General features: G+C 70.7%; 18 protein-coding genes and 2 tRNA genes. 9 read left to right on the top strand and 11 right to left on the bottom strand.

Annotated elements, in window-relative coordinates; translation table 11 throughout:
* Positions 1-209 precede the first annotated feature (209 nt).
* From hisN to ACP4J3_RS40830, 6 genes are all read left to right on the top strand, one after another.
* Positions 210-1,010, top strand: coding sequence for a histidinol-phosphatase (gene hisN, locus ACP4J3_RS40805; protein ID WP_426541571.1), 801 nt, complete (start codon positions 210-212; stop codon positions 1,008-1,010).
* Between the two features lie 112 nt (positions 1,011-1,122).
* Entirely contained in the window at positions 1,123-1,515 is a 393-nt protein-coding gene (locus ACP4J3_RS40810; protein ID WP_426541573.1) for a CBS domain-containing protein, read from the top strand.
* Positions 1,516-1,670: 155 nt separating this feature from the next.
* Positions 1,671-2,087, top strand: a complete 417-nt coding sequence (locus ACP4J3_RS40815; RefSeq protein ID WP_426541575.1) for a Fur family transcriptional regulator — start codon at positions 1,671-1,673, stop codon at positions 2,085-2,087.
* A gap of 177 nt (positions 2,088-2,264) precedes the next feature.
* Positions 2,265-3,062 carry an ABC transporter ATP-binding protein gene (locus ACP4J3_RS40820; protein ID WP_426541614.1) on the top strand — a complete coding sequence of 266 codons (798 nt, stop codon included), beginning with the start codon at positions 2,265-2,267 and terminating at the stop codon, positions 3,060-3,062.
* Entirely contained in the window at positions 3,059-3,922 is an 864-nt protein-coding gene (locus tag ACP4J3_RS40825) for an ABC transporter permease (RefSeq protein ID WP_426541577.1), read from the top strand. Before ACP4J3_RS40820 ends, ACP4J3_RS40825 begins: the two co-directional genes overlap by 4 nt.
* Positions 3,919-5,061, top strand: coding sequence for an ABC transporter substrate-binding protein (locus tag ACP4J3_RS40830; protein WP_426541579.1), 1,143 nt, complete (start codon positions 3,919-3,921; stop codon positions 5,059-5,061). The genes ACP4J3_RS40825 and ACP4J3_RS40830 overlap by 4 nt, the downstream gene beginning before the upstream one ends.
* Positions 5,062-5,110: 49 nt before the next feature.
* On the opposite strand, the gene ACP4J3_RS40835 is transcribed toward ACP4J3_RS40830, so the two are convergent.
* The 4 genes from ACP4J3_RS40835 to ACP4J3_RS40850 form a co-directional block, all read right to left on the bottom strand.
* Positions 5,111-5,184: transfer RNA gene (locus ACP4J3_RS40835), tRNA-Met, on the bottom strand.
* Positions 5,185-5,340: 156 nt separating this feature from the next.
* Positions 5,341-7,218 (bottom strand): tetratricopeptide repeat protein, encoded by a 1,878-nt coding sequence (locus tag ACP4J3_RS40840; protein WP_426541581.1) that lies wholly within the window; start codon positions 7,216-7,218, stop codon positions 5,341-5,343.
* 227 nt (positions 7,219-7,445) lie between these two features.
* Positions 7,446-7,519: transfer RNA gene (locus tag ACP4J3_RS40845), tRNA-Met, on the bottom strand.
* Positions 7,520-7,577: 58 nt separating this feature from the next.
* Positions 7,578-10,532, bottom strand: coding sequence for a UPF0182 family protein (locus tag ACP4J3_RS40850; protein WP_426541616.1), 2,955 nt, complete (start codon positions 10,530-10,532; stop codon positions 7,578-7,580).
* Positions 10,533-10,696: 164 nt separating this feature from the next.
* Between ACP4J3_RS40850 and ACP4J3_RS40855 the strand changes: the two genes are divergently transcribed.
* On the top strand, positions 10,697-11,239 hold the full coding sequence (locus ACP4J3_RS40855; RefSeq protein ID WP_426541582.1) for a PPA1309 family protein: 543 nt from the start codon (positions 10,697-10,699) through the stop codon (positions 11,237-11,239).
* 77 nt (positions 11,240-11,316) lie between these two features.
* Here the strand turns inward: ACP4J3_RS40855 and ACP4J3_RS40860 are convergent, their stop codons facing one another.
* From ACP4J3_RS40860 to ACP4J3_RS40875, 4 genes are all read right to left on the bottom strand, one after another.
* Positions 11,317-12,414 (bottom strand): YlbL family protein, encoded by a 1,098-nt coding sequence (locus tag ACP4J3_RS40860; protein ID WP_426541584.1) that lies wholly within the window; start codon positions 12,412-12,414, stop codon positions 11,317-11,319.
* Between the two features lie 89 nt (positions 12,415-12,503).
* Complete coding sequence (locus tag ACP4J3_RS40865) at positions 12,504-12,728, bottom strand: hypothetical protein (protein ID WP_426541618.1); 225 nt, start codon at positions 12,726-12,728, stop codon at positions 12,504-12,506.
* Between the two features lie 90 nt (positions 12,729-12,818).
* On the bottom strand, positions 12,819-13,280 hold the full coding sequence (locus tag ACP4J3_RS40870) for a molybdenum cofactor biosynthesis protein MoaE (RefSeq protein WP_426541586.1): 462 nt from the start codon (positions 13,278-13,280) through the stop codon (positions 12,819-12,821).
* A 202-nt stretch (positions 13,281-13,482) separates the two neighbouring features.
* Positions 13,483-14,604, bottom strand: coding sequence for an SDR family oxidoreductase (locus tag ACP4J3_RS40875; protein WP_426541588.1), 1,122 nt, complete (start codon positions 14,602-14,604; stop codon positions 13,483-13,485).
* 192 nt (positions 14,605-14,796) lie between these two features.
* Between ACP4J3_RS40875 and ACP4J3_RS40880 the strand changes: the two genes are divergently transcribed.
* A complete protein-coding gene (locus ACP4J3_RS40880; protein ID WP_426541590.1) occupies positions 14,797-16,227 on the top strand; it encodes a zinc-dependent metalloprotease in 1,431 nt (476 codons plus the stop codon).
* A complete protein-coding gene (locus ACP4J3_RS40885) occupies positions 16,224-16,739 on the top strand; it encodes an NUDIX hydrolase (protein WP_426541592.1) in 516 nt (171 codons plus the stop codon). Before ACP4J3_RS40880 ends, ACP4J3_RS40885 begins: the two co-directional genes overlap by 4 nt.
* An 84-nt stretch (positions 16,740-16,823) precedes the next feature.
* Here ACP4J3_RS40885 and ACP4J3_RS40890 read toward each other — a convergent pair whose 3' ends face one another.
* The 3 genes from ACP4J3_RS40890 to ACP4J3_RS40900 form a co-directional block, all read right to left on the bottom strand.
* Complete coding sequence (locus ACP4J3_RS40890) at positions 16,824-17,579, bottom strand: AIM24 family protein (protein WP_426541594.1); 756 nt, start codon at positions 17,577-17,579, stop codon at positions 16,824-16,826.
* A gap of 19 nt (positions 17,580-17,598) precedes the next feature.
* Positions 17,599-18,279 carry an AIM24 family protein gene (locus ACP4J3_RS40895; RefSeq protein WP_426541596.1) on the bottom strand — a complete coding sequence of 227 codons (681 nt, stop codon included), beginning with the start codon at positions 18,277-18,279 and terminating at the stop codon, positions 17,599-17,601.
* A gap of 13 nt (positions 18,280-18,292) precedes the next feature.
* Positions 18,293-19,467: AIM24 family protein (locus ACP4J3_RS40900; protein ID WP_426541598.1), on the bottom strand; the 1,175-nt coding region annotated here is incomplete at its 5' end.

The raw sequence follows: 19,467 nt of genomic DNA on the forward strand, positions 1-19,467 counted from the left end.
AGCGGCTCTGCGCCCAGATTTGACGCGCACAGGGGCACTGTCAAGGGTTCGCGAGGGCATGTAGCTCCGGCGGTGGGACGCGGATGCCCGCGGCGCCTGCGCGGGTTCGGCCGGAGGGTTCACCCCGGCCCCGCCCGGCGTAATTGCGACCCGCCCGTGATCCCGGGGCCTGTAGCCCCACCCCGACCACGGCGGATACGGTTCGTTCCATGCCGGACTACCTCGACGATCTGCGACTCGCCCACGTCCTCGCGGACGCCGCCGACGCCGCCACCATGGCCCGATTCAAGGCGCTCGACCTCAAGGTCGAGACGAAGCCGGACATGACCCCGGTGAGCGAGGCGGACAAGGCCGCCGAGGAGCTCATCCGCGGGCAGTTGCAGCGGGCCCGGCCGAGAGACGCGATCCTCGGGGAGGAGTACGGCGTCGAGGGCACCGGACCCCGCCGCTGGGTGATCGATCCGATCGACGGCACGAAGAACTACGTGCGCGGCGTTCCGGTCTGGGCCACGCTCATCTCCCTGATGGAGGCCGGGGAGGGCGGCTACCAGCCCGTCGTCGGCCTGGTGTCCGCGCCCGCGCTCGGGCGGCGCTGGTGGGCCGCCCAGGGGCACGGCGCCTTCACCGGCCGCAGCCTGTCCTCCGCGACCCGGCTGCGGGTGTCCCAGGTCTCCAAGCTGACGGACGCCTCATTCGCGTACTCCTCGCTGACCGGATGGGAGGAGCGGGGGCGGCTCAACGCGTTCCTCGATCTGACGCGTGAAGTGTGGCGCACGCGCGCGTACGGCGATTTCTGGCCGTACATGATGGTCGCCGAGGGATCGGTGGACATCTGCGCCGAGCCCGAGCTGTCCCTGTGGGACATGGCCGCCAACGCGATCATCGTGACGGAGGCGGGCGGCACCTTCACCGGCCTCGACGGCCGCCCCGGCCCGCACAGCGGCAACGCCGCCGCCTCGAACGGCCTGCTGCACGACGAGTTCCTCGGGTACCTCAACGAGCGCTACTGAACGCCCCCTTGTTGACCCCCTCTTTACCTGTCACTCTGAAGGTCCCCCCACTTGTGAATTTGTGAAACGATGAACAAACGGTGCGGGGGCACTTCAGGAGGTGGCTCCATCCATGCTCGTACGTGACGCCATGAGCACCGTGGTCCTCACCATCGGCCCCACCCACACCCTTCGCCAGGCCGCCGCACTGATGTCGACCCGCCAGGTCGGCGCGGCCGTGGTCCACGACCCCGACGCGGGCGGTATCGGCATCCTCACCGAACGCGACATCCTCGTCTCCGTCGGCCTCGGCCAGAGCCCGGACACCGAACGCGCCCATGACCACACCACCACCGACGTCGTGTTCGCCGCGCCGTCCTGGACCCTGGAGGAGGCGGCCCGCGCCATGGCGCACGGCGGCTTCCGGCATCTGATCGTCCTGGACCACGACGAGCCCGTCGGCATCGTCTCGGTCCGCGACATCATCCGCTGCTGGGCACCCGCGCGGCAGCACGTACCGGCCTGACCTCACGCGACCGGCTGATCCCGCGCGACTGGCCGGGCCCTCGAAGGGGCCCGGCCAGTCGGTCTCGGACCTATACTGGACTTCGTCCAAATTAAGCCGACCTCCAAAACCACACCCATTCGGAACCTGGTCCTCCTGCTGTTAAAGTGTTTTCCATGAGTGACCTTCTCGAACGGCTGCGCGGACGCGGATGGCGGATGACCGCGCAGCGGCGCGTCGTGGCCGAGGTGCTCGCCGGCGATCACGTCCACCTGACGGCCGACGAGGTGCACGCCCGAGCCGTCGCCAAGCTGCCCGAGATCTCCCGGGCGACCGTCTACAACACACTGGGCGAGCTGGTGTCCCTCGGCGAGGTACTCGAGGTCTCGACCGACAAGCGCGCGAAGAGGTACGACCCCAACGCCCACCGGCCCCATCACCACCTGGTCTGCGCCCGGTGCGGCGCGATCCGGGACGTCCATCCGACGGGCAACCCGATGGCCGACCTCCCCGACACCGAGCGCTTCGGCTTCACGGTCTCGGACGTCGAGGTGACCTACCGCGGCATCTGCCCGAACTGCGCGAAGGCCTGAACCCGCCACACCCCGAGCCCCGGCGCGGTCGAGTCGACTGCCGGGGCTCTGTGCTGCCCGAATGCGGGCGGGGTTCCCGAATCTGACGGCCCGTCATATGGTCAACGGCACCCACCCGTACATCACCCACACGTCCGTTCCGCACTCCGCGAGGAGACCGAAGTGGAGGAGACCGAAGTGGGAGAGCCAGCACCGACCCCGACACCGACCGGAGAGCCGTATCCCAAACTCAAGGCTGAAGATCTGACGCGTACCTTCGGCCGAACCCCCCACACGGTCCACGCCCTCGGCCCCCTCGATCTGACCGTCGCCCCTGGCGAGTTCGTCTGTGTCGTCGGCCCCTCCGGCTGCGGCAAGTCGACCCTGCTGCGCATCGCCGCGGGCCTGCTCCGCCCCAGCGCCGGCACCCTTCAGATCCGTACCACCAGCCAACGTCCGGCGGCCATGATCTTCCAGGACTACGGCATCTACGACTGGAAGACCGTCCGCGCCAACGTCCGCTTCGGCCTGGACATCCAGCGCGTCCCGCGCCGCGAGGGCACCGCACGCGCCGACGACTGGCTGGCCCGCATGGGCCTGTCGGACTTCGCGGACGCCTACCCGGCCGCCCTCTCCGGCGGTATGCGCCAGCGCGTGGCCATCGCCCGCGCCCTGGCCGTGGAACCCGAACTCCTGCTGATGGACGAGCCCTTCGCCGCCCTCGACGCCCAGTTGCGCACGATCCTCCAGGACGAACTCCTCGACATCACCCAGTCGCTGCGCACGACCACGCTCTTCATCACGCACAGCCTGGAGGAGGCCATCGTCCTCGGCGACCGCGTACTGGTCATGTCCGCCCGCCCCGGCCGGATCATCGCCGAGCACCGCCCGCCCTTCCCGCGCCCGCGCTCCGGCGACATCCGCGCGACGCCCGAGTTCACCGCCCTGAAGAGCGAACTGTGGGACCTGCTGCGGAAGGAGGCAGTACCGGCATGACCACGATCCCCAAGCCGCCGGCCGAGTCGGTCCTGATCCGCCGCCCGGGCCCGCGCGAACTCCACCCCGCGCGCACCCATCGCCGCAGGCGCGCGCTGGAGCTCTCGCTGGCGCTCGCCGTTCCCCTCCTCCTCGTCCTGCTGTGGCAACTGGCCGCGAACCGGGCCTGGATCGACGACCGCGTCTACCCGGCCCCGTCCACGATCCTCGCCGACGGCTGGGACCGGGCCGCGGCCGGCGAGCTGTGGCCGGACGTGTGGGCGACGCTCAAGCGCGTCCTGGCGGGCTACGCGGCCGGCACGGCGGCCGGCTACGCCCTGGGCCTGCTGATGGGATCGCTCTCGCTGGTACGAGCGGCGCTGGAACCGCTGCTGGACGCGCTGTACGTGGTACCCAAACTGGCCCTGCTGCCGGTCTTCCTGAACATGTTCGGCCTGGGCGAGGGCCCGCAGGTGGCGCTCGTGGCGGCGACGGTGTTCTTCTTCGTGTGGATCTCCACCATGTCCGCGGTCATGTCCATCCCCGCCGGCCACCGTGACGCGGGCCAGGTCTTCGGCGCCTCGCGATGGCAGATGTTCCGTCACGTCCTGCTTCCGGCGTCCCTCCCCGCCGTCCTCGTGGGCGCGCGCATCGCGGCGGGTGTGGCGGTCCTGGTCATCGTCGCGTCGGAGCAGATCGCCGCGACGAACGGCCTGGGCCATCTGATCTTCGACTCGCGCGCGCTGTTCCAGAACGACGTCATGTTCGTCGGCATCGTCTGCGTCGCGGTCCTCGGAGTGCTCTTCTCCGAACTGATCCGCTTCGCCGGACGCCTGCTGACGCCCTGGGCACCGAGGGACCGCGGAAGGGGCCAGTCATGAGCAGGCGGAACCCGGCATACGGCGCCGTCCTCACCGCGGCCCTGCTGGCGTCGGCGGCGTGCTCGTCGCCGTACGAGTCGGACTCCTCGTCGAAGGCGGCCGCCGGCGACCGCACCGTCCGCCCGGTCGAGGGCTGCGGCGCGAAGGCCTGGACGGATCCGAAGGACCTCTCCCCGAACCGCACTCCGGCCCGCTGTCTGCCCGGCGCCCCTCCCCCACAGCCGCTGTCCGAGCGGCGCGAGCTGACGATCGCGACGGGGACGCTGAGCGCGGAGTACGTGGCCCCGCTGCAAGTGGCGCTCGACAAGGGCGAGTTCGAGAAGGAGGGCCTGGACGTCACCCTGAAGGTGCTGCCGACCCCGGACGCGCTGCCCCTGCTGGCCAAGGGGGACGTCGACGCCCTGTGGGCGGCCCCGGAGGCGGCCGTCATGAACGGCGTCAAGGGCGGCTTCGACATCAAGTGGGTCGCGGGGAACTTCTCGCCCGCCGCGAAGTCCAGGAGCGGGCTGTGGGTACGGCTGAAGGACGGCGACAGGGCGGACCGCGTCACGATGGCCGGCCGCAAGCTGGGCACGATGATCGGCAAGGGCTCGGTCATCGCGTACCCCATGGAGAAGGCGCTTCAGCGGCACGGCGGCGGCCTCGCCGACATCCAGTACCAGCAGCTCGGCTCGGCCGACGTCCTCACGGCCCTGCAAAACGGCGGCGTCGACTCCGCGTGGCTCCTGGACCCGGTCTGGCGCAAGGTGGACGGCGAGCGTGGGTACGCCTTCCTGGGCGGCCAGCCGCGCGGCGAGCCCTTGGGCGGCATGCTCTACGGCCGTGCGCTGCTCCAGGACGACGTGGACGCGGGTGTGGCCCTGCTGAGGGCGTACATCCGCACGGTGAACACGTACTTCGCGTCCGACTACAAGCGGGATGCGAGATTCGTCACTTATCTGGCCAAGCTGCTCAAGGCCGAGGAGTCGATCCTCCGATCCACTCCGCCCCTGGTCATGGACTGGGAGATCCGCTCCGGCACGACCTCTCGCCTCCAGGCGGCCTATGAGGCGCAGGGTGTGGCGGAGGGGAGCCCGCTGCCGGAGTCGCGGACGGTGAGCCGGTCCCTGTACGAGGAGGCGGTGGGCCACACGCCGTGAAACGCACCTGGGGCCGGAACCCTTTCGGATTCCGGCCCCAGGCCTTCAGTAGCGGGGACAGGATTTGAACCTGCGACCTCTGGGTTATGAGCCCAGCGAGCTACCGAGCTGCTCCACCCCGCGTCGGTGAACTGAACATTACGTCAAGGACGCGGGCAGAGGCAAATCGCTGGTCGCGGGTCGCTCTCCTTACTCAGCCCGTCCGGCGTTCGAGGACGAGTGGGGGCGGCGGAGGCGAAACAACCGCGACGGCGCGCGCAGCGCCCGCTCACAGCAAAGTCACGCCGACAGTTCCTCACGCAGCGCGTCCCGCAGCCGCGCGGCCCGCTCCGCGACCTCCGCCGGTCCCAGGCTCACCGCTCGGTCGGCCCACCGCTGCCCCTCCGCCAGCTCCCCGCGACGCGCGTAGAGCAGGGCGAGCCGCAGCGCCGACCGCCCGTGCCCGGCGTCTGCCGCCCGCGTCCACCACAGGGCCGCCTCCGGCTCGCTGCCCTCCCGGGCCAGCAGCAGCGCGAGATTGAAGGCACCGTTGCGCGAACCGGCCTCGGCGGCCTCCCGGTACCACCGGGCCGCCTCCACCACGTCGCCCCGGGCGGCGGCCAGCATGCCGACGCGGACCTGCGCCCGCCGATGGCCCTGGGAGGCCGCCCGCTCGTACCACTCCTCGCACTCGGTCTTCTCGTGCGCCGGTTCCCCCAGCTCATGCGCGGGCTCCGGCGGCCGCCGGGAGTCCAGCACGGTCGCCAGCCGGTACGCGGCCTCCGCGCTGCCCGCCCCGGCCGCGCACCGCAGATGCCGCTCCGCCGCGTGCTCGTCCCCGTCCCGCAGCCGCGCGATGCCTACCTGCAGCGCCGCCTCGGTGTGGCCGGCGGCCGCGGCACGCTCGTACCAGCGCAGCGCGGCCCGCTCCTCGCCCCGCCCGGCGTGCAGGATGCCCAGATTGAACGCGGCGTCCACGCTGCCCGCCTCCGCGGCCTTGGAGAACCACGGCTCGGCGCCGCCGGCGTCCCCGCCCTGGAGCAGCAGGATCGCCAGCGCGTTGGCCGCCTCGCGGTGGCCCGCGTACGCCGCCCGCCGGTACCACTGCTCGGCCTGGGCGGTGCGCCCCTGCTCGGCGCAGAGCAGCCCGAGGTTGTACGCGCCGTTCACGTCGCCTGCGTCCATGGCGGCCCGGTACCACCGCTCGGCGGTCTGGGTCTCGCCGCGCTCGGCGTGCAGTGCGCCCAGCGCGTTCGCGGCGTTGCCGTCGCCGTCCTGCGCGGCCCGCAGCCACCACACGGCGGCGCTCTCGGTGTCCCCGGCGTCGCGCAGCAGGAACCCGAGCGCACAGGCGGCCCGCGCCTCGCCGTCCTTGGCGGACGTCAGATACCAGCGCCCGGCCTCCTTCAACTGCCCGCGCTTCTCGAGGATCGCCCCGAGGTGCAGCGCGGCCCTGCGGTGCCCGCGCGCGGCGGCCTGCCGGTACCACTGCTCGGCCTCGTCCAGCAGCGCGTCGCCGGTCCCAGCACCGTCGTCGGCCCCGTCCTCGCCCGTCCGCGTCGCCTGCCGGTCGAGCGCGCGCGCCAGCCGGTACGCCGCCTCGCGGTGCCCGCGCTCGGCCGCGGCCCGCATCCACTGCTCGGCCCGGTCGTCGCTGCGGTGCTCCAGCAGATCGGCGAGCGCGTACGCGCCCAGCGCGTGCCCCTGCTCGGCGGACTGGCGCAGCCAGTACTCGGCGGCGGGCTCGTCGCCCCGCTCGCGGTGATGGCGTCCCAGCGCGTGCGCGGCCGCGGCCGAACCGGCGACGGCGGCGATCCGCCACCATCCGGCGGCCTCGTCGGCGTACCCGCGCTGGTGGAGGAGGACTCCCAGGTTGTTGGCGGCGGCCCGGTCACCGGCCGCGGTGGCGGCACGCAGATGGGGCTCGGCTCCGTCGAGGTCTCCGCGGCGCAGCAGCATGGCGCCGAGGACGCTCATCGCCTCGGCGTCACCGGTCTCGGCGGCGAGCCGCTGCCGCAACTCCTCGACGGCCGCTCCCGTCTCGTCCTGGTCGGCCGGCCGGTCGACGATGAAGTCACCCTCCGGCTGCACGAAATCGCCCGTCGGCTGTACAAAGTCGGCAGGCTGCGCAAACCGCCCTGTCTCCAACAGAGTTGCCTTGTCCCCCATAACGTCCATCGTCGCACCACCTGCAACCTGGGTACACCTGGTATACCGCAGCCAGTGAGGTCACTTCAGCGTTTTGTCGACATGCCCACAGAGAGACAAGTCAAACACAGTTCTCCCAACTCCCCACGGCGGCACGACCGTCCCGCCGTGCGGCACATGCGTTCGCACACCACGAAGGCCCGGATCCTTGGAGGATCCGGGCCTTCGCTGTCGTACGAGATACTCGTCGACTTCAGTAGCGGGGACAGGATTTGAACCTGCGACCTCTGGGTTATGAGCCCAGCGAGCTACCGAGCTGCTCCACCCCGCGCCGTTGTCCGGCAACCGTATCACGGCGCAAGGTGGGCCATTCGATCAACCGTCCGTCCCTAAGTGCCGGTGGGACTGCCGCTCGGGCTCGGACTCGAACTCGGGCTCGCGCCGCTGCCGCTGCTGCCCGCGCCGCCGCCGGTCTTGTCGGCCTGCGCCTGCGCGTCCCCGGCCCGCTTCAGCGCCTCCTGGAGATCCTCCTGCGCCCGGCCGTACGCCTCCCAGTCACCCTTCTTCAGGGCTTCCTGGCCGGCCTCGAAGGCCTTCTGGGCGTCGTTGAGCGCGTCTTGGACCGTCGGATTGTCGGACGTCGGCGGCGGCGTCGTACCGCCTTCCTCGTCACCCTCGTCCGGAGGCTCTGTCGTCGGGCCCTCCGCTCCGAAGACCTTGTTCAGGGCCTCGCCGAGGGTGTCCTCGAAGGCGGTGCTGCCGCCGTAGGACACCAGCACCTTCCGCAGCAGCGGGTACTTGAGTCCGCCACCGCGCACGTAGACCGGCTCCACGTAGAGCAGTCCGCCGTCGAGTGGCACCGCCAGCAGGTTGCCGTACTCGACCTCCGAGTCGCCGCCTCTCAGCAGCCTGATGGTCTCGGCGATGTTCTGCTCGGAGTTGAACTGGCTCTGGACCTGACTGGGTCCGTTGACCGTCGTGTTGGTCGGCAGTTTCAGGACTCTGATCTTGCCGTAGCCACTGGTGCCCGCCTCGGCGTCCACGGCCATGAACGCACTGAGGTTGTCCCGGCCGTTCGGGGTGAACGTCGTCGTCAGCGAGAACGCCTGCGCCTTCTGGTCGGGCATCTTCATGCTCAGGTAGTACGGCGGCACCGCGCTGCCCGACTTGTTGGTCGGGTCGTCCGGCACCTGCCAGACCTCGCTGCCGCTGAGGAACGTCGTCGCGTCCTTCACGTGGTAGCGGGTGAGCAGCTCGCGCTGGACCTTGAACAGGTCCTGCGGGTAGCGCAGATGGGCCATCAGCGACTTGGAGATCTCGCTCTTCGGCTCGACCGTGTCCGGGAACGCCTTCATCCAGGTCTTCAGGACCGGGTCCTCGGTGTCCCACTGGTAGAGCTTGACCTGGCCGGTGTACGCGTCGACCGTCGCCTTCACCGAGTTGCGGATGTAGTTGACCTGGTTCTGCTGGGCCACCACCGCACGCTGGTTGTTGCTCGCGGTCAGCGAGTCCGCCGTCGTGTCGCCGAGGGTCGTGCGCGAGGAGTACGGGTAGCCGTTGGTCGTCGTGTACGCGTCGACGATCCACTGGATACGGCCGTCCACCACCGCCGGGTAGGCGTCGCCGTCGATGGTCAGCCACGGGGCGACCGCCTCGACGCGCTCCTTGGGCGTGCGGTTGTACAGGATGCGCGAACCGTCGCCGATCGCACCGGAGTACAGGATCTGCGGCTCGCCGAACGCCACCGCGTACGCGGCCCGGTTGACCGGGTTGGAGAGGCTGACTCCGCTGTCGCCCTTGTAGCTGTAGGTCTTCTCACCGCTGTCGTCGGAGTAGTCGATCTCCTTCTGGGGACCGCCGACGATCGAGTACATGGTGGTCTTCTCGCCGTAGTAGACCCGCTGCTCGTACTTCCCGAGGTCGCCCTTGGACGGCAGGTCGGATTCGGTGAACTCCGGCCGGCCCTGGGTGTCGGCGCTGGTCCCCTCGGCGGCGACCACGCCGTAGCCGTGGGTGTAGCGGAAGTGGTCGTTGATCCAGTTCCGCTTCGGAATGCCGTTGAGGTTGATCTCACGCAGACCGATGACCGTGTCCTGGTCCTTGCCGTCCTTGCTGTAGCGGTCGACGTCCAGGTTGGTCGGGAACGCGTAGTAGTTCCTGATCTGCTGGAGCTGCTGGAACGTGGGCGAGACGATGTTCGGGTCCAGGATCCGGATGCTCGCCGTGGGATCCACGTCGTCGCGCAACTGGGTCTTGTCCTTGGTCTGACTCGTGCCCGGGTACTCGCTGACCTGGGTGTCGTCGATGCCGTAGGCCTCGCGCGTCGCCTTGAGGTTCTTGTCGACGTACGGCGCTTCCTTGGCCTGCTCGTTCGGCTTGACCTGGAACTGCTGGACGATCGCCGGGTACAGGCCGCCGATGAGGATCGCCGAGAGCACCATCAGGCCGAAGCCGATGACGGGCAGCTGCCAGGTGCGCCGCCACAGGGTGGCGAAGAACAGCAGCGCGCAGATGACGGCGATGCAGAACAGGATCGTCTTGGCCGGCAGATAGGCGTTGGCGTCGACGTACCTGAGGCCCGTCCAGTTGTCGGTGGCCTTGAAGTCGCTGGACTTCACCGCGAGTCCGTACCGGTCGAGCCAGTACGCGACCGCCTTCAGGGCGACGAAGATGCCGATGAGGACCGACAGATGGCCGGTGGCCGCGGCCGTGGCGCGCGCGCCCGGGCTGGTGATGCGCAGGCCGCCGTACAGGTAGTGGGTGAGCGCGGCGGCGATCACGGACAGGATCGCGGCGGCGAAGCCGAAGCCCAGCAGGAACCGGTACCAGGGCAGGTCGAAGGCGTAGAAGCCGACGTCCAGGTTGAACTGCGGGTCCTTCTCGCCGAAGGGCACGCCGTTGACCCACATGAGCCAGGTCCGCCACTGGCTGGAGGCGGAGGCGCCGGCGATCAGACCGACGAGTGCGGTGATCCCGAGCAGCAGCCACTTCTTGTACGGCGCGATGCCCATGCGGTAGCGGTCGAGGCTCTGCTGCTCCATCGACATGGCGCTCAGCGGCGGGCGCAGCCGGTGCGCAAGCCAGATGTTGAAGCCGACCGCCAAGGCCATCAACAGACCGAAGACGAAGAAGAGTCCGATCTTCGTCCACAGCGTGGTCGTGAACACCGAGGAGTAGTTCACCGACCGGTACCAGAGCCAGTCCGTCCAGAACCCCGCGAACATGGTGAAGGCCATGCCGAGGACGGCGAGCACGCCCAGTGTCATGAGCAGGGTCCGGACACGCCGGGACGGTCGGCCCACTCTGATCCGTGGCCCGGTCGGGCCTCCGCCGCGGTCCGGCATCTGGAAAGCCAAGGTTCGCACCCCGAAGTTCGCTGTTGATTCGTCAGGCCCGCGTCTTCGTGGACCCTCCGTGGCCCCCTGTGATCGTGGGCCCACACCTATGCAACTTACTCACCCTTTACTCAGTTCCCGATTCCGGCCAGGAACGAGGCAGGATTGTGACCATGTCCAACACTCCCATGGCTGCGAACCCGCTGACCCGGGCCGTCCTCGAGATCGACGAGTACGCCTCCGGCCTCGGCTGGGACCAGCCCGCCCGCCTCTTCGCCCTCGTCGACACCGCACGGCTGCGAGCCCAGGAACCCGGCCTCGCCGCCCAGCTCGGCCTGGGGGACGAGCAGGAGTCCTCCGGCCTGACCCCGATCGAGCAGGACGAGATGGAAACGGGCAAGCCGCTCGATGAGTTCCTGGGCACCATCGCCTGGCCCGACGCGGTGGCCGGCTGCGCGCTCACCGTCGAGCGGATGATGCTGCCCCCGTCCGCCGAGGCCCAGGTCCCGCAGGGCCTGAGCGAGGCAAGGCTCGCGAAGTGGGTGGCGGACCACCCCGACCGCCAGGAGGTCCGCATGACGGTCGCGGTCCTGCGCGACGGCACCCGTGAGTCGGCCCTGCGCCTGCGTGAGAAGGACACCCCGACGGAGGTCCTGACCGGCCCGGACCTGGTCCCGGGTCTGGCGCAGGCACTGGCGGCGACGTTCGCGGACTGAGGTCTTCCGGTACGGCGACGGAGGGCGCCCTCGACGTGAGGGGGCACCCCGGGTCGCCGTACCACGCCCCCCGTGGCTCAGCTCCTGGCCGTGCACTTGGGCAGGTCTGCGGTGTCGCCGGAGCGGATGTCCTTCAGGGCGCCGAGCGCGTCGTCGATGGTGTCGACCTTGACCAGGGTGAGCCCGTTCGGGACGTCCCGGGCGGCGGTCGCGCAGTTGTCGGCGGGCGTCAGGAAGTACTGGGCGCCCTTCTCGCGCGCGCCGACGGTCTTCATCTCGATGCCGCCGATGGGCCCGACCTTGCCGGCGTCGTCGATGGTGCCGGTGCCGGCGACGAACTTGCCGCCGGTGAGGCTGCCCGGGGTGAGCTTGTCGTAGAGGCCGAGCGCGAACATCAGGCCCGCGCTGGGGCCGCCGACGTCGGCGAGCTTGATGTCGATGGTGAACGGGAAGGTGTGGTCGGTCCCGGCCGAGATCCCGACGATGGCGCGCTTCTTGCCGCTGTCGTCGGACTCGGCGGTCCTTATCGTGACCTTCTCGGTCTTCGTCGGCGCCCTGCGCTCCTTCTCGGCGGCGGCCTGCTCCTTGGCCGGCACGATGGTGAAGAGGACGTCCTGGCCGGGCTTGTGCTTGGTCACCAGCTCGGCGACGTCGCCGGGCTCCTTCACCGCCGTACCGTCGACGGCCTTGATCACGTCACCGGCGTGCAGCTTGCCCTCGGCCGGGGTGCCCTTGACGACGGTCGAGACGATCACCCAGCTCTGCACCGGGATGTCCAGCGCCTTCAGGGCGGCGACCTTGGCGCTCTCCTGGGACTGGCTGAACTCCTCGGCGTTCTCCTGGGTGGACTGCTCCTCGGTCTTGCCGTCCGGGTACAGGGTGTCGTGCGGCACGACCTTGTTGTCGTGCGCCAGCCATCCGTAGACGGCCTCCACCAGGTTCATCTTGTAGTCGGCGCTGGTGACCCGGACCGTGGTCATGTTGAGGTTCCCGGACGTCGCGTAAGTCTTGTGCCCGGAGATCTGCAGCACCGGCTCGCCGTCGTGATCGCCGAGCGTGTTCACCGTCGGCCCCGGGGACATCTCCGAGTACGGCACGGGGATGAAGACTCCCGCGCACAGGAGCGCGATCAGCATCAGGGTGGAGGCGAGCATCGTCGCGGTGCGGCGTGGCATGCCTCGACAGTACGTGACAGTCCTGTCAGTGCCCCGTCAGGGCCGTGAACCCGGCTGTGACCACGGGCCACGGGCCGGGGGCCGGGCGATCAGGTGCGGGAGGGGGGCTTCTCCATGGCCGCGCGGAATCGGGCGTAACCGTCGAGCTCCGGGCCGTCCCCCCGTACCTTGCGGGTGCGGTTGGCCCAACTGCCCCACAGGCCGGCGCAGACCCCGACGACGAGCGGAATGAGCAACCAGGCGAGCGCCGCCATGCCGTCCTCCCATCCCATGAGCGACCGCAACTGACTGATCAGCAGATTAACCGCTGGCACTGACAACGCTCACGTCAGGGGGGCGGTTACGCAACCGGAGTGGGGCGGATGGGGGTTGAGGAGGGCGCCCCCAGGGCTCCTCTGGGCCCCTCAGCAGGCCCCGACCCACTCCTCGGTGCCGTCCGAGAACTTCTGGTGCTTCCAGATGGGAACCTCGTGCTTGAGGTCGTCGATCAGCTTCCGGCACGCCTCGAAGGCCTCGCCGCGATGGGGGCAGGAGACGGCGACGACGACCGCGAGGTCCCCGACCCTGAGGTCCCCGACCCGGTGCACGGCCGCGAGCGCCCGCACCGGGTACTCCGCGACGACCTTCTCGGCGATCCGCCGCATCTCGGCCTCGGCGCTGGGATGGCACGAGTACCCGAGCTCGTCGACGTCGGCACCCCCGTCGTGGTTGCGCACCGTCCCCACGAACAGCGCGGTCCCGCCGGCGGCGTCGTCCCCGACGGCCCGGAAGACCTCGTCCAGGGACAGGGCCGTCTCTCGGATGGCGATGAGCTTGACCGGGTCCTGAGCGCGCAGCTCACCGGGGTGATCGTTGATAGGTGCCATGACCCCATCGTGCCGTACGCGCGCGGGGAGGCGGAATAGCGATATCGCCGGGCACACGCGCGTGCGGGTTGGAGCCTCCTACAGAGGGGCCTTTGGAGCCTGCTGCACAGGGTCTTCTGAGGAGGTCTCCGGGAAGGTCTCCGGGGGAGGTCCGGGAGGGGTGAAGTGAGCCCTGGCCGGTCCGGGCGCGGCCCTCGCCGGGTCAGATCCGCCGCCTTGCCTTCCGCGCCCGACGTACCACGGCTGCCGCGCCCAGCAGGGCCACCGTCGCGCCCGCGGCACCGGCCGCCGTCGCGTCCTTGCGTCCGAGCCGGCGCCCGGCGACCGTGTGACGGCCGGAGACCTCCTCCAGCAGTTCCGCGAGCACTTCCTCGTTGGTCCACCGCGGCCGCCACCCCGCGTCGTGCAGCCGGCTCCCGCTCACCACCCACGGATACATCGTGTAGGCCAGGTCCCCGGCCGGGGACGGCGTGAGGCCGATGCGGTGCAGCCGGGCCGCCGCACCCAGGGCGACCGCCGAGGGCAGCTCCATGCGCCGGATCCCGCTGAGCTCCTCGACCTCCTCCTGTTCGAGCCAGCCGTCGCAGCCGACGGCGAGTTCCCCGTCGGCCTTCTCCAGGACGGCGTACTCCAGGGCGCCGCACAGGTCCTCGACATGGCAGAACTGCCAGGCGGGCCGCGAGCCGGCCACGACCAGCAGCCGAGGTGACTCGAAATACCTGGTCAGCGCGGTGTCGGTGCCGCCGACCAGGATCGCGGGCCGTACGACGGTGACGTTGAGTCCGGGGTGGGCCCTGGGCGCCCTGCGCGCGAGGCGCTCGATCTCCAGGAGGTCCCCGACGCCGGTGGCCTCGGCCGTCGCCCGCAGTTCCGCGTCCTCGGACAGCGGCAGCTCGTTGTCGGGGAGCGCCCCGTAGACCATCGCCGAGGTGCACAGCACCACCCGGTGGATTCCGGCCGCCGCCGCGGCCGTCAGCACGGTCTGCGTCCCCCGAACGTTGTATGCCGTCCGGGCGGCCGCATCCGTCTCCAGGTCCAGGTCGAGCGCCAGGTGCACGACCACGTCGGCGCCCCGCAGCTTGTCCGCGATGGCCGGATCCCGCACGTCCAGGATGTGCCACTGCGCCGCCGCGCAGTCACCGCGCCGCTCGTCGATGGCGATGACCTGCTTGACCTCGTCGGATGCGGCCAGCCGCTCGGTGAGCAGCGCTCCGATTCCGGACGCGGCGCCGGTCACCGCGACGACGGGTCCGCGCGCGCCGCGCGCGGAGGCAGGGGTTGACTGGTTTCGCGCTGCGCGAACCTGCGGATCAGGGGAACTCACCGGGCGTCTCCAGCGGTTGTCTTCAGTACGAACGCGAGTGACGCGTCCGTACCAGGTGGCATCCATCCTGCCGCAGGCCGAGAGTCGGCGAAGCACCGAGGCCCGATCGGCTCGCGGTGTCTACGCTGGGTGGTGTTATCGGGCAGTCGTGCCGTCGGCGCCAGCCGGTGGCCTTACCAGCCGAGGAATCCCGTGAGTGACACCCCATTCGGTTTCGGCCTTCCGCCGGAGGAGCCGGAAGACGGCGACGAGGGCAAGAAGAAGGACCCGCAGAGCGGTGGTGGTCAGGGACCGGCCAACCCGTTCGGTTTCGGGCTGTCCGGTGCCGGGGGCCCGGGGGGCGGTGCGGACAATCCGTTCGCGGCCATGTTCGGTTCGCTGAACCCCACCGACCTGGGCGCCGCGTTCCAGCAGCTGGGGCAGATGCTCTCGTACGAGGGCGGCCCGGTGAACTGGGACATGGCCAAGCAGATCGCCCGCCAGACGGTCTCCCAGGGCACGGCGGACGGCACCAAGGACGCCAGCGTCGGCCCCGCCGAGCGCACCGCCGTCCAGGAGGCCGTGCGCCTGGCCGACCTGTGGCTGGACGACGTGACGTCCCTGCCGTCCGGCGCGGGCACCGCGGTGGCCTGGAGCCGCGCGGAGTGGGTCGAGGCGACCCTGCCCGCGTGGCAGGAGCTCGTCGACCCGGTCGCCGAGCGCGTCGGCACCGCGATGGGCGACGTGCTGCCGGAGGAGATGCAGGCCATGGCCGGCCCGCTGATCGGCATGATGCGCTCGATGGGCGGCGCCATGTTCGGCACGCAGATCGGGCAGGCCGTCGGCGTGCTCGCGGGCGAGGTCGTCGGCTCGACCGACATCGGTCTGCCGCTCGGCCCGGCCGGCAAGGCCGCGCTGCTGCCGGTGAACATCGAGACGTTCGGCAAGGACCTGAGCGTCCCGCAGGAGGAGGTGCGGCTCTATCTCGCCCTGCGCGAGGCCGCCCATCAGCGCCTCTTCGCGCATGTGCCGTGGCTGCGCTCGCACCTGTTCGGCGCAGTCGACGGCTACGCGCGCGGGATCAAGGTCGACACCGCCAAGCTGGAGGACGTGGTCGGCCAGTTCGACCCGCAGAACCCCGAGCAGCTCCAGGACGCCCTGCAGCAGGGCATGTTCCAGCCGGAGGACACCCCGGAGCAGAAGGCGGCCCTGGCCCGTCTGGAGACCGCTCTGGCCCTCGTCGAGGGCTGGGTGGACGCGGTGGTCCACGCGGCCGCCAAGCCGCGGCTGTCGTCCGCCGACGCACTGCGCGAGACCCTGCGTCGCCGCCGCGCCTCGGGCGGCCCCGCGGAGCAGACGTTCGCCACGCTGATCGGCCTGGAGCTGCGACCGCGCCGGCTGCGTGACGCCTCGCGCCTGTGGGCCTCGCTCACGGACGCGCGCGGGGTCGACGGCCGGGACGCCCTGTGGGCCCACCCGGACATGCTGCCGACGGCCACCGACCTGGACGACCCGGACGGCTTCGTGCACCGCGAGCAGATCGACTTCTCCGAGCTGGACAAGATGCTCGGCGAGGCGGCGGGCGGCTCCGAGAAGCCGAACCTGAAGAAGGACGACGACACCAAGGGCGACGAGACCGAGTGAGCCTGTACGACGACGCGGTCCTCGTCCTCAAGGGGTACGAGGGCCAGGAAGAGCTGCGCCGGACGTACCTGGAGCACCTGGAGACCCACCCGGACGGCATGTGGAAGGCCTGCGGCGACGGGCACATCACGGCGAGCGCGCTGGTGATCGACCCCGCGCGCGAGCGGGTGCTGCTGACCCTGCACAAGAAGCTGCGCATGTGGCTGCAGATGGGCGGCCACTGCGAACCGGCCGACGAGACACTGGCGGCGGCCGCCCTGCGCGAGGGGACGGAGGAGTCGGGCGTCGCGGGCCTGACCCTGCTGCCGGGCGGCCCGGTCCGCCTGGACCGCCATCGCACGCCCTGCGCCTGGCACTTGGACGTGCAGTACGCGGCGCTGGCCCCGGCCGGCGCCGTGGAGGCGATCAGCGACGAGTCCCTCGACCTGCGCTGGTTCGGCTACGGCGAGGTGGCTGACGTGGCGGACGAGTCGGTCGTACGACTGCTGGACGCGACGCGCGCGAGGCTGTGACCTTCGGCCAGAGGTTGTGACCTCCGGCCAGACGTAAGGGGCGACCGCCATGGCGGTCGCCCCTTACGTCTGCTTTCCGGACGGTCAGCTCCAGACGTTGCCCTGGTTCTGGCCGCGCGCTCCCTGCTGCCCCATGCCGTACTGCGCGGCGAGGCCGGAGCCGATCTGGGCGTTCTGCGGCGGCAGCAGCTCGCTGGGCTGGACGAGCGCGAATCCGGAGCCCATGAAGCTGAGCTCCCAGCCCTCGCCGGTGTTGCCGCGGCGCCGCCACACCCCGGAGGAGTGCGTCTGGGCCTGCATCTGCACGCGCAGCGCGGTGGACCAGGCGACGATCGCGTCCGCGTCGCAGTTGACGTACTTGTCGGGCGTCACCTGCATCAACAGCGGCATCCCGGAGGTCATCAGGGCGACCTTGCCGCGGCCGGTGATGTTGAGCTGGTACTTCCCGGAGCCGGAGATGCCGTAGAGGCTGTCCACGGCGATGACCTCGTGGTGCAGCGAGGAGTCCATCGCCAGCACATAGCTGCTGTCGACGGTCAGCCCGTCCTGGTCGACGTCCATGACGTGCACGTGCTGCTTGAGGTTCGCGAGGTAGACCGTGCCCTGCCCGTGGCAGCGCATGAGGTCCAGGCCCTCACCGGTGTGCGCACGCGCGCGTGACTGCTGGTTGCTCTGGTACTCGGCGTCGAACTCGACGAGTCCCTGGTAGGCGACCATCGTGCCCTTGCGGGCGAGGATGTCGTCCTGTCCCTCCAGGGCGACGCGGAGCATCTGCTTGTTCTGCAGGCTCCAGCGGTCCTGGGTCTGCTGCTCGTTGTAGGCGAAAATCGGGCTCTGCATGGCGTTTCCTGGCTCCCCCTCAGCCCCGGACCCGGAGGCGGTCGGTGCTGTCCTCGCTCGGCTGGACGACGACGATGCCCTGTCCGGAGAAGGCCATCTGGTAGGCCTCGCCGCTGCCCCGGCCGATGAGCGACTGCGCCTTGAAGCTGCGCTTGCCCTTCACCTTGAGGTTCGGGGACCAGGCGACGAGGGCGTCCGGGTCGACGTACGTCTCGTCCTCGCCACCGCCGCAGTCGACGACGATCGGCTTGCCCCGGGAGGTCAGCGCGACCCAGCCCTGCCCGGAGATCTTGGTGTTCCACAGGCCCTGCCCGGCGAACTTCGCCAGGCCCTTGACCCGCTCGACGCCCCACGTCAGGTGCGCGTCGAAGGCGAGCAGGTTGGTGGCGTTGACGGAGATGCCGTCGCCGTTGAGGTTGATCACGACGACGTTGGCGCCGTAGTCGGCGAGGTAGAGCAGTCCGTCGCCGGAGCACTTCATCAGGGGCGCGCCCTCGCCGGTGAGCCAGTCCTTGGCGATCTGGCGCACGGCCGGCGGGTTGGGCTCGTACTGGACGAAGCCCTCGTAGGCGACCATCGAGCCCACGCGCGCGAAGAGGTCGTGCCCGGTCTGCATGGCGACCTTCGCCATGTGGTTGCCGTGGTTTTCCATGCGGGCGGTGACGGGTGCGGGAGCGTAGCCCGCGAGCGGCTGGTTCATGACGGGCTCTCCCTCAGATCTCGTACGGCTGGACGACGATGAAGTTGCCGGGGCCGGCCCGGAACTGCAGGTTGACGCTCTCTCCGGTGGCGCCGGGGTAGGCGTTGTGCCGCATCCGCACCTGACTGGAGACGACCACCTGGGCGGCGGACGACCAGGCGACGACGGCGTTGGCGTCGGCGAACGTCGTGGGAGTGACCGGCAGCACCACGGGCGTGCCGTGCGTCTTGACGACGATCGTGCCGGTGCCGGTGAACTGCATCGTGAACAGCGCGCCGCCGGGGATGCCGTGGCCCTCGATACGGCGGATCTCGTACTGGAGGCTCTCGTCGAAGGCGAGGACGTTCTCCGCGGAGACGCAGATGCCGTCGCCCTGGAGCTCGATGGGGTGCAGCATCGTGGAGTTCTCGGCGAGGAACACCTGCCCCTGGCCCGTACAGCGCATGAGCTGCATCTCCTGGCCGGTCGCGTTGCCCGCGATCCGGCCGGCGAACCCGGCGCCCCGGTAGCTGAAGTCGACCTTGCCCTGGTAGAGCACCATGCTGCCCTGCCGGGCCAGCACGGGCTGACCGCCGATGCCGAGGTCGACGCGGACCAGCTTCTTGTTCTGCTGCGTCCAGCGCTGGCCGGTGGGCGTCTCCTTGAACTGCTGGAGCGCGGCACCGACGCCGGGGCCCTGAGGCGCGCCCTGGGGCACGCCTTGCTGGGCGCCTTGCGGGGCTCCGTAGGGCGCCTGCTGGCCGGGGACCTGGCCGTAGGGGGGCTGCTGGCCGTAGCCCGGGGGCGGCGTCGGCTGGCCGTAACCCGGCGGCGGGGCCGGGGCCTGGGGGGCCTGCGGGGCCTGGGGCTGGGCGTAGCCGGGGGGCGGCGGGGCGGTCGGGGCGGGAGCCTGTCCGTACGGCTGCTGCTGACCCGGCTGGCCGTAGGGCGCGGGCGCCGGGGCCGGGGGCGGCGGGGTGCCGCCGGGCGGCGTCACGGGCGCGACGATGGTCGGCTGGGCGTGCACCGACGACGGCGCGGGCGCCGGGGCGGGGGCCGGCTCCGGGTCGGGGTCGGGCGCCGATGGTGCGGGGGGGCGTCCTGAGCCGCCGGGTGCGGTTCCGGGGGGGGGGGCCGGGTCCGGCTCGGGTGACTCGGGCCACTTCGGTGACTCGGGCGACTCGGGTGTGGGTGGTTCCGGGGTGATGG

Source organism: Streptomyces sp. UG1 (assembly GCF_049974585.1).
Taxonomy (GTDB): domain Bacteria; phylum Actinomycetota; class Actinomycetes; order Streptomycetales; family Streptomycetaceae; genus Streptomyces.

Excerpts from the sequence above, each read along its gene's own strand:
- ACP4J3_RS40855 (WP_426541582.1), top strand. The coding sequence starts at position 10,697 with ATGTCCAACACTCCCATGGCTGCGAACCCGCTGACCCGGGCCGTCCTC.
- ACP4J3_RS40895 (WP_426541596.1), bottom strand. The coding sequence starts at position 18,279 with ATGAACCAGCCGCTCGCGGGCTACGCTCCCGCACCCGTCACCGCCCGC.
- ACP4J3_RS40815 (WP_426541575.1), top strand. The coding sequence starts at position 1,671 with ATGAGTGACCTTCTCGAACGGCTGCGCGGACGCGGATGGCGGATGACC.
- ACP4J3_RS40830 (WP_426541579.1), top strand. The coding sequence starts at position 3,919 with ATGAGCAGGCGGAACCCGGCATACGGCGCCGTCCTCACCGCGGCCCTG.
- ACP4J3_RS40870 (WP_426541586.1), bottom strand. The coding sequence starts at position 13,280 with ATGGCACCTATCAACGATCACCCCGGTGAGCTGCGCGCTCAGGACCCG.
- ACP4J3_RS40860 (WP_426541584.1), bottom strand. The coding sequence starts at position 12,414 with ATGCCACGCCGCACCGCGACGATGCTCGCCTCCACCCTGATGCTGATC.
- ACP4J3_RS40840 (WP_426541581.1), bottom strand. The coding sequence starts at position 7,218 with ATGGACGTTATGGGGGACAAGGCAACTCTGTTGGAGACAGGGCGGTTT.
- ACP4J3_RS40890 (WP_426541594.1), bottom strand. The coding sequence starts at position 17,579 with ATGCAGAGCCCGATTTTCGCCTACAACGAGCAGCAGACCCAGGACCGC.
- ACP4J3_RS40825 (WP_426541577.1), top strand. The coding sequence starts at position 3,059 with ATGACCACGATCCCCAAGCCGCCGGCCGAGTCGGTCCTGATCCGCCGC.
- ACP4J3_RS40850 (WP_426541616.1), bottom strand. The coding sequence starts at position 10,532 with ATGCCGGACCGCGGCGGAGGCCCGACCGGGCCACGGATCAGAGTGGGC.
- hisN (WP_426541571.1), top strand. The coding sequence starts at position 210 with ATGCCGGACTACCTCGACGATCTGCGACTCGCCCACGTCCTCGCGGAC.
- ACP4J3_RS40810 (WP_426541573.1), top strand. The coding sequence starts at position 1,123 with ATGCTCGTACGTGACGCCATGAGCACCGTGGTCCTCACCATCGGCCCC.